At 38.9% G+C, this 9,259-nt stretch carries 11 protein-coding genes; 9 read left to right on the top strand and 2 right to left on the bottom strand.

Annotation, left to right across the window (positions count from 1 at the left end; genetic code table 11):
- Positions 1–193 precede the first annotated feature (193 nt).
- From ACE1B6_RS02880 to ACE1B6_RS02850, 7 genes are all read left to right on the top strand, one after another.
- On the top strand, positions 194–1,627 hold the full coding sequence (locus ACE1B6_RS02880) for a vWA domain-containing protein (RefSeq protein ID WP_413255725.1): 1,434 nt from the start codon (positions 194–196) through the stop codon (positions 1,625–1,627).
- A 142-nt stretch (positions 1,628–1,769) separates the two neighbouring features.
- Positions 1,770–1,994 carry an NfeD family protein gene (locus tag ACE1B6_RS02875; protein ID WP_413255724.1) on the top strand — a complete coding sequence of 75 codons (225 nt, stop codon included), beginning with the start codon at positions 1,770–1,772 and terminating at the stop codon, positions 1,992–1,994.
- 155 nt (positions 1,995–2,149) lie between these two features.
- Positions 2,150–2,275 (top strand): DIP1984 family protein, encoded by a 126-nt coding sequence (locus tag ACE1B6_RS02870; RefSeq protein WP_413255727.1) that lies wholly within the window; start codon positions 2,150–2,152, stop codon positions 2,273–2,275.
- Positions 2,276–2,690: 415 nt separating this feature from the next.
- The gene (locus ACE1B6_RS02865) at positions 2,691–3,242 is read left to right on the top strand and encodes an RNA 2'-phosphotransferase (protein WP_413255723.1); all 552 of its coding nucleotides are present in this window, start codon (positions 2,691–2,693) and stop codon (positions 3,240–3,242) included.
- 63 nt (positions 3,243–3,305) lie between these two features.
- Positions 3,306–4,514, top strand: a complete 1,209-nt coding sequence (locus ACE1B6_RS02860) for an ATP-binding protein (RefSeq protein WP_413255722.1) — start codon at positions 3,306–3,308, stop codon at positions 4,512–4,514.
- Between the two features lie 136 nt (positions 4,515–4,650).
- Positions 4,651–5,433: a hypothetical protein gene (locus ACE1B6_RS02855; protein ID WP_459562961.1), complete on the top strand. Its 783-nt coding sequence runs from the start codon at positions 4,651–4,653 to the stop codon at positions 5,431–5,433.
- Positions 5,434–5,565: 132 nt separating this feature from the next.
- Complete coding sequence (locus ACE1B6_RS02850) at positions 5,566–6,201, top strand: ThiF family adenylyltransferase (RefSeq protein WP_413255720.1); 636 nt, start codon at positions 5,566–5,568, stop codon at positions 6,199–6,201.
- Between the two features lie 111 nt (positions 6,202–6,312).
- Here ACE1B6_RS02850 and ACE1B6_RS02845 read toward each other — a convergent pair whose 3' ends face one another.
- Together ACE1B6_RS02845 and ACE1B6_RS02840 are read right to left on the bottom strand one after the other, a co-directional pair.
- Positions 6,313–6,618, bottom strand: coding sequence for an RNA recognition motif domain-containing protein (locus ACE1B6_RS02845; RefSeq protein WP_413255719.1), 306 nt, complete (start codon positions 6,616–6,618; stop codon positions 6,313–6,315).
- Between the two features lie 186 nt (positions 6,619–6,804).
- On the bottom strand, positions 6,805–7,878 hold the full coding sequence (locus tag ACE1B6_RS02840; protein ID WP_413255718.1) for an alpha-hydroxy acid oxidase: 1,074 nt from the start codon (positions 7,876–7,878) through the stop codon (positions 6,805–6,807).
- 103 nt (positions 7,879–7,981) lie between these two features.
- Here ACE1B6_RS02840 and ACE1B6_RS02835 point away from each other — a divergent pair, with 103 nt between their 5' ends.
- Together ACE1B6_RS02835 and ACE1B6_RS02830 are read left to right on the top strand one after the other, a co-directional pair.
- A complete protein-coding gene (locus ACE1B6_RS02835; protein ID WP_413255717.1) occupies positions 7,982–8,407 on the top strand; it encodes a lysozyme inhibitor LprI family protein in 426 nt (141 codons plus the stop codon).
- 53 nt (positions 8,408–8,460) lie between these two features.
- Positions 8,461–8,988 carry a hypothetical protein gene (locus tag ACE1B6_RS02830; protein WP_413255716.1) on the top strand — a complete coding sequence of 176 codons (528 nt, stop codon included), beginning with the start codon at positions 8,461–8,463 and terminating at the stop codon, positions 8,986–8,988.
- Positions 8,989–9,259 lie beyond the last annotated feature (271 nt).

The raw sequence follows: 9,259 nt of genomic DNA, 5'->3' as shown, positions 1-9,259 counted from the left end.
TTAAATTAATTCAAAGTCCCCCTTATTAAGGGGGGAACCAGAGAGGGAATTAAATTAATTCAAAGTCCCCCTTATTAAGGGGGGAACCAGAGAGGGAATTAAATTAATTCAAAGTCCCCCTTATTAAGGGGGATTTAGGGGGATCTTCAATCTAAAATTACCAATTTTAATAAATATTATTCAGGAGGTAGCGATGAATAATGCAGAACGCGACTTGCGATTAGAAATGCTGAACAGTTTGCTGACAACTCCTCACCGCAAGCTGGAACAAGTAGGAGAAATTCACAATTTAATTGTGGAACTTGACCCGATTTTTTACGGACATTTAGCCGTTTGGTATCAACAAAACGGTGATGTGCGCGACCATAAAGAAGTGTTTGTGGGGAATTTGTTAACTAGTAATTTGACAGAACATCGAGATGCTGGTTTTGTCATGTTACAACAATTTCCGCCTTATGAAGTATCACGAATTATCGACTTCATGAAGCAGCATCGGGGAAAAGTTCCTCGTTCTGCACGCACAGCTGTGACTCGTTATTTGAGAGAACGGGAAAAAAGCTCGCAATTTTTTGACCGTGCAGCACTGCGGGGACGAAAGGCGATGAAGCATTTGTATGCGACATTGCATATTAAGCCGAATCAACGTGCAGATGCGGTGTTGTTTAAAGATGCGCCACCAACAGATAGCCTTGCTTTTATGTTGAAGCAATTGGCAAAATCTGCAACTCCGGCAGAACAGGCGGCTTTGATTGTTGAGCATAATATACCTTATACGATCGCGATCGGTGCAGTCAAACAAATAACACCAACCGTCTTAGTAGCACTGATTAATTCCATGTCGCCCCAAGAGGTAATTAATAACCTCAAATCTCTCCAAGAACGAGGTGCAATGAATCACCCAGAAGTCAAAGCACTCATCGATCAAAAATTGGAAGAAGCGACAAATTCTAACCGAATTTCTGCTTACAAAGCGCGTGTTGCTGCCGATGTTAGCAAATTAGATAGCGAAACAACTGCTAAGTTGGAAAAAGTCACCGACGAACAGGTGAAAAAGCGTGGCAAAATTGCTAAATCAACCGCTTTATTAGTAGATAAATCAGGTTCAATGACCAATGCCATAGAAGTTGGTAAGCGACTTGCTGCATTAATTTCTGGTATTTCTGACGCTGATTTATTCGTCTATGCTTTTGACACAATGCCTTATCCAGTGACAGCAAATGGTAAGGAATTAAGTGATTGGGAACGTGCTTTTCAGCATATCAGAGCAAATGGCGGAACTAGTATTGGTTGTGCCTTGGAAACAATGCGCTTGAAAAAACAGTCAGTAGAACAAATCATCATTGTCACCGACGAAGGAGAAAATTCTGCACCTTACTTTGCTAACGTTTATTCAACTTATTGCCGTGATTTAGCGGTAATGCCAAACGTGGTAATTGTGCGAGTTGGTTCTGCTTCCAATTATGTAGAAACTCAACTCAAACAAAAGCAAGTACCAGTAGAAACCTTCACCTTTGCAGGTGATTACTATTCATTACCAAATTTAGTTCCTCTGCTGTCTCGTCCTTCTCGCCTGGAACTGTTAATGGAAATTTTAGACACACCATTACCAGTTCGGGATGATAAATAACTATCAAGGTGGACAATAGTCATTTTCCAAAAAAACCACTATCAATGCGGAATGTTCAGTAGAGGAAGTGAATAACTAAGGGGGTGATAAATCATACTCACCCTACTTATTCTCCTACTCGGAAGCTAAAGGGGGTCAGCTGATGAGTGAATTGTTCCTTTCTCAAGTGGAAATCTTTGCAGAACCAAAGCAAGGTACTGTAGTGCAAGCGATCGCACCTCATCAACGTGGTAGGGTGAAAGCAATGGGCAGTTATTGGCCTGCTGAATTTTACCAAGCAAATGAACAAACGCATCTACCTCCTGACGCACCAATCTTAATAATTGGAATTCGGGATATCACTTTATTAGTCATTCCTGTTTCTTAAGCAAACTTAGATTAAGGGTATTAGTGATTGGGAAAATTTCTGACTGTTCCCAATCACCAACCCCGAATAAATGAGGTAAGGTAAAGATGTTTCTCTATCGTCCTGTAGGGTTAAAAGAACTCAACTAATCTAGCGGGTAGTGCAAGCTATCCGAAATCAAGTATTTCAGCACAGTCAATATTACTGATTTGCAAGCACAAGTTGATAGGTTGTCTAGAGAATGTCGAGAGTCGGATACAACTATTCAAGCAGCAAATTGGAATACTGAATTAATGGATTAAGCAAATTGGTAGCTTACCAATCTATTAATTTTGGCAAGGGTGGGTTAGGGGTTATTTGCTTAATCAAAAGTTTTTCAATGAAAAAAAATAGGTGGTGTTATGAGTAATATGCAATCTGTGTATAAACTTATTGCCTTAGAAGTGCAACGGCAACTCACTGAATTAAATGTTACTGATTTTGATTCACAGATACCTAGAAGTGGAAGTAAAAAAGTTAAAAAGATTTCGCGCCAGAGAGTGCAATTTTTGCGGAATAGTCGTTGTTTTTACAAACTCAGTTAGGGAAAACAAAATTTAACAAAGCATGAGAAATCTGTTTCTCCTAAATTATACTACAATATAATCAAACAAAGTTTGCCTTAAATAACGACTGTGAAGCGATCGAAAAACATTAACTAATTTTAAAGATTCGCTAATGAACAATTCTCGGTTAGTTAAAATTAGCAAATATCTCAGTAAGCATTTGCGGCATACACCAGAGGAAATTGGTATTATCCTAGCAGAAGGAGGCTGGGTTTCTGTTGCCGAATTAATGGAAGCAAGTCAAAAAAAAGGTTTTTTCTTCACTCGTGCTGAATTAGAGGAAGTAGTCGCTAAAAGTGATAAAAAACGCTTTTCTTTTGACTCTACTGGCGAATTAATTCGCGCCAATCAAGGACACAGTGTAGAGGTTGATTTACAATTAACTGCCACTGCACCACCAAAGGTATTATACCACGGAACAGGAGCTAATGCAGTAGTATCAATTCTGCAAAATGGTCTGTGTAAAATGTCTAGACATCATGTTCATTTATCCGCGGATGTTACTACTGCAAAAAAAGTGGGAATGAGGCATGGTAAACCAGTAGTTTTTGCTGTGGATGCAGCAATAATGTACCAAGATGGTTATGAATTTTACTGTTCGGAAAATAATGTTTGGTTAGTCGATCGCGTGCCACCTAAGTATTTACAACAGTTGCCAAATTAAAACAACTGGTTAAAATTAGTAAAAATCTCCGACAATTAGCCACCATAGCACAGAATTGTAATTATGCCATTTGGATATTTCGGAAACAACGAAGAAAATTACAGCCAGAACAATCAGCAATCAAAAGGTTTATTAGGAGCAGGTTGGCGACCATTATCCAGACAGTTTAATTTAGAATATTTTTGGCATTTAGTGTGGAATGATAACAATGAATTGACTCAAAAAACTGCTGATGTAATTAGCGATCTTGCTAACGCTTTAGGGCGCAATGAATATACTTGGTGGGCTAATATTTTAAATCTGTTTTCGGATAACGTCAAATATGAAGTAGATGTATTTTGGAATTACTTGACTCCCGAACCTTCAATGCCAGATTACCGTTTTAAAGATGTTTTAACAACGGAAACACCAATTAATCAAGCAGTGAGTCGAGATAGTATTCCGATCGATTATGTCTTAAATCGTCTCCAAGAGACTACTGTTAAGAAGATTCTGGAAATTTTAGGTCGTCCTGATATTATCACTCAGTATTTTATGGAGCGATATTACTATTATCCAGTATCTCAATTTAGCAGTTGGGAACGCTTAGAAACTCCGGGAACAATTTACGCTTATTGGTCAAAATACCAAGTTTGGTTGCAAATAGAAAGCTATGAAAAAGGACGGCGTTGGTATAGCTTGATGGCAAAAGATTTAGCGCCATTAATTAACAAAGCTACTTACAATTTAGCGGTGATTCTTAGTGGATATAAAAGTCGTGTAGGACAGGTTAATAGCTTATTTCCAATTCGCAGTTTTCCGGGAGATATTCAAAGCTTTACTGATAAAGTTCAGCAAGAAATTATTGACCAAAGTCAATTAGCTGTTTTGATACATGGTGAACCGGGTACTGGTAAAACTGCGTGGACTCAAGCGGTAGCAAAAGAAATTTTGATGCCTTTGGGTTTTGTGATTTTTATTTTGGATCATGATGCAGTAGAAAATTTTATACCTCCGAGTTATTTGGAGCGAATTTGTCTGATCATTAATGAGGCGGATAATTTGGCTCAGGACCGGGGAAGTACGGCGGCTCAAGGTAATACTAGAACTGAGCATATTTTGAGTTTATTGGATGGTACTTTGTATCAAAGTGTGATTGAAGAAGGAGGTATTCAGCAACAACAAAAGTTTGTGGTTTTGTTGACTTGTAATACTACCGAAAGGTTAGATCCAGCAATGTTAAGGAAGGGAAGGATTGATTTGATGTATGAGTTTAATCACAAGTTTGTTTGAGTTTTTTGAACCGCAAAGAACGCGAAGGAGGAGAAAAAGGAGATTTGTTAGGTAAAAAAGATTTATTAGTTGTGATTTGAAAGGTAAATCTAGTGTGGATATTCGTAACCTGTTGAATCAAATTGCTGCACAAGAGATGCAGTTACAAGAGACTCAATTTCTTGCACCCTGCGTGCGTAGTGGTTTGGTTCGCACTAGGGTTGCCAATATTATTTATAGTTTTGCTCCCGAACCACAAAATTTTGAGGGGTGGGGAATTTTTCAGCCTGTTGATGGAAAGTTTGCCAAGGTGATTGATGAACCAAGTTTGCCACAATTGGCGGAGTATTTAAAGTTATTAAAACCTCTGCGGTTGCGCTTAGCTTATGCTTTGCAGGGGAAAACTTGGTTGGCTTATCCGGTGAATGAAAGTGATGCTTTACAACGTTTTGGTGTTGCTAAACCTTTGGCGGTGCATTTGGTGAGTGAGGGTGCTACTTTTGAACCAATTATTGCAAGGTTTGATGGTTGTTCTTGGTGGTTTGATGAGTGCGATCGCCGTCCCGATCCCCTAATCACTGAAACCCTAAAAGAACATCTAAAAAACTCTACTGCGCCAGCAGAATTAAGCTTTAAAGGTATGACACCGGAAATGCGATCGCTTTACCAATTAACCACTAAACAAACCCAAGAATTTGCCACAAAAATCGACGAAAAACGTCTGCAAAAAGCTTTAAAAATCGGTGGTGGAGAAATGCGTGAATTTCGCGATCGTCAAGATCATTGGGTAGTAGAATGGACAACTTCTGATGGTCAACGTCACACTTCAGCTATTTCTAAAAATGACTTAACTGTTATTAGTTCAGGAATTTGTTTGAGTGGACGCGATCGCGATTTTGATTTGCAATCTCTGGTTGGTGTAATGGAAAATCGGGATTAAGTACTGGGGACTGGGGACTGGGAAATAAATTATTTTTATTTCTCATGACTAATTTCCAATTCCCTATCCCCACTAATCCCTATTTTCCATCCCCAATCCCCAGTCCCTAGTCCCCAATCCCCAGTCCCTACTATGTCTATCTTCTTCCACGAACAACTATACAGAACCTCAGAAATAATGGCAAAAATTAAAGATTTTTCCATTACTATTTGTGGCGCAGGTGCGTTAGGTGCAAACATTACCGAAAATTTAGCACGATCGGGTTTTACTAACTTGAAAGTAATCGATCGCGATCGCATCGAAGAACGCAACCTTTCCACCCAACCATATTATCGCTCTGATGTTGGCGCTTTCAAAGCTAAAATTCTCGCCAACTCTCTTTATCGTGCTTTAGGAGTAAACGTAGACGCACAAACGAAAGAATTAACCGCTACAAATGCGGCGCAATTAATTTCTAGTAACTCCTTAGTTATTGATACCTTTGATAACAGTATCGCCAGAAAAGCAGTCAAAGATTACTGTGAAAAAGCTCATCTTTCTTGTTTGCACGTTGGACTAGCAGGAGACTACGCCGAGGTAATTTGGAATCAAGAATATCGCGTTCCTTCCCCTGCAAATGATGATGTCTGCGACTACCCTTTAGCACGCAATTTAGTTACCCTGGCTGTCGCCGTTGCTTGTGAAACAATTGTTACCTTCGTAGCTACAGGTAAACAAAACAATTTCACTGTTACTTTAGCAGATTTGGCAATCCAATCCTATCACTAATTATTCACAATAAAAAGTCCTGTAGTTACTAAAAACGACAGGACTAAAACACTAATTGGGGTAGAACAAAAGGAAATTACTTGCTAATATAATTCGCATTTCCCCAGAGTTTTAGTAACGTCGTTGTTGTCGATTGTTACCGCCCCAGCCGCCACCCGCAGAAGCTTTTCTATCTTCGCGAGGTTTAGCTTTATTCACTTTTAATTCGCGCCCCATCCACTCAGCGCCATCCAAAGATTCGATCGCAGCATCTTCTTCTGCATCTGTGGACATTTCCACAAAACCAAAACCTCTTGGACGATCTGTTTCCCGTTCTACTGGTAAGTGGACTCGCTTAACAGTTCCGTACTCTGCAAAGACATTTCTTAAATCTTCTTGAGTAACTGAGTAAGAAAGGTTGCCTACATAAATCGACATGAATGATCTCCGAAGCCAGAGTAGTCTAAATTACATATCAATTGAGATTCGGAGACAAGTCTGTCTATATTATCTGTAAATACTAAAAACACACGCCGTACCGAATTCAATCTCGCTACATCATCATAACATCAAATCAATAAATTTTTTGACTATAAAATTAAGTTTTATATCAATAAGTTAGCATTATTTAACCATGCTGGGATCGACATCTTTCAAGGTAGCGCAACCACTTAAAGCCATAGCTAAATCTAATTCATCCCTAAGCAGTTCTAAAACTTTTTGTACACCTAGTTGTCCATCAACAGCTAAACCCCATAATATAGGTCTTCCCAAAAGTACTGCTTTTGCTCCTAATGCTAAAGCTTTTAAAACATCAGTACCGCGACGAATTCCCCCATCCACCAAGATTTCTGCCCGATCTCCTACAGCAGCGACAACATCAATTAAAGCATCAATAGAAGCGATCGCACCATCCAATTGTCTCCCCCCATGATTAGAAACAATTATCGCTTTTGCGCCACATTCTACCGCCCGCAAAGCATCATCTCCCCGCAAGATTCCTTTTACTACTAAAGGTAGAGGCGAAATTGACTGTAACCATTCTAAATCTTGCCAAGTTAAAGCCGGGTTAAGCTGTTCTAAAAAATAAGTAAATAACCCAGACTCACCCGGATGATATGAAATTTCCAAATCAGTTATACTCGCTAAATTTGCCAGTTCCATCCCTGGAGGTAAAACAAATTGATTGCGTCTATCTTTTTCTCGTCTCCCTAAAACTGGTGCATCTACAGTTAAACATAATGCTTGATAACCTGCCTTATAAGCTCGTTCTACTAATGCTTTCGTCAAATTGCGATCGCGATGCACGTATAATTGAAACCAGCGCAAACTATCAACCGTCGCCACAGTTTCTAAAGTCTTAGTTGCCAAAGTACTTAATACCATTATCGTTCCCAAATCTCGCGCCGCTTTTGCCGTCGCCACCTCTCCTTCAGGATGCGCTAAACACTGAAAAGCCATCGGTGCAATTAAAATTGGCAGCGATAATTTTTCACCCAAAATAGTAGTACTTAAATCTCGTTGACTCACATCCACTAACATTCGCGGACGTAATTTATACCTATTAAAAGCCGCTCGATTATCCTTTAATGTTACTTCATCCCATGCCCCACTAGCATAATAATCAAATGCCATTGGCGATAAACGTGCTTGCGCTAGCGGTTCGTACTCAAATAAATTAATAAGTTTAACAGTCATTATTTCAATAATTCTCGGCTCATCATCAAATTATATCCTCGATCGAATTCCTATCAAATAAATTTTTGCTAACTTAGAACAGATAGTAAATTTAATCTAGTATATGCAAAAGTTTTTCTTAGCGATCGCCAGCACCACCACCACTTTTACCCTATTCCTCACCCTCCGTACATTCGCCATTCTCTCTCCTCAACCACCAGCCTTGCAAGTAGCTCAACAACCCAATTGTAAAGATCCGCAAACTCAATTAGAAATCAACACCTGTGCTGGCATAGAATATCGAAATGCCGACCAAAAACTCAATCAAGTTTACCAAAAATTACTCCTTAGATTACCAGCTTCCAGAAAACAAAAATTAATTTTAGCTCAAAGAGCTTGGATTACTTTTCGAGATGCGAATTGTGAATTTGAAAGAAGCCAATTTGAAGGCGGAACAATGGCTCCCGCAGCTAAAGCAGGTTGCCTAGCCAATTTAACAAAAACCCGGACAGCACAGATTGAAAAATATTTAGAAGCATCGACTTTATAAACCAGCATAAACTATAATATTCTTAGCTTTTTTAGCAAAGAAAACAGTCTTTTATGCCACAGAAACTCATTTGGGGAGTAATAGCTACTTCCACCTTTATTAGTACCAGTTTTTTCCTGGTAAACTCCCAAATCAATCCAATTTTAGCTCAGAATGTCCCCACTACCCAAGTCCTTTCCCAAATTAAAGGTAAAACGCAAGTACCGATATTTTTCCCCAATAAATTACCTTTTACCACCTCCGAAAAAATCTATTTTGACAGCGAAGTAACAGAAAAAGGCTACAGCGTTTCTTTCAATGCCATACCCAATTGTCAAGCAACAGCTTGTTATATTGGCTCAATTGAAGCCGAAAGAGGCGGCGAATTTATTCAGCCAGAAAGAGGGATAACTACAACATTTAAAAATGTGACTTTAGCCGGGGGAAATAAAGGAGTATTTCATAACGGCTGTGGCGCATATTGTACAGCTACCTTGGAGTGGAAAAATCAGGGAGTATTGTATCGAGTAGTTATTAAGAATGGAGAAGAAAAAGATGTAACTGCGATCGCTAATTCGGCAATTCAAGCCGGGAGACGTTAAATTTAAGTTAGGAAAATTAGGGAAGCGATCGCAAATTTCCCCTTAGCTGCTAAAGTTTAAGAATTGCGATCGCTCATTTCCCATCCATCGAGCAAAAACAGAATATCAAGGCTAAAACGCAGAATAGGAAAGCGTTTTAACTAATTTTACTTTAGGTTATATACCACTCTTTATTTATGCCTACTTACTTAATAAAAATGCACTTTACATTGTAAAATTTAGTAAAAAGACGCTACAGAAACTTTGTTACAGAATTTTACTATTTAAAAAC

The sequence above is a fragment of the Floridaenema fluviatile BLCC-F154 genome (genome assembly GCF_041929135.1).
Classification (GTDB): Bacteria; Cyanobacteriota; Cyanobacteriia; order Cyanobacteriales; family Aerosakkonemataceae; genus Floridanema; species Floridanema fluviatile.
Note: the sequence above shows the minus strand (reverse complement) of the source record. Positions and strands in the feature narration are given on the sequence as shown.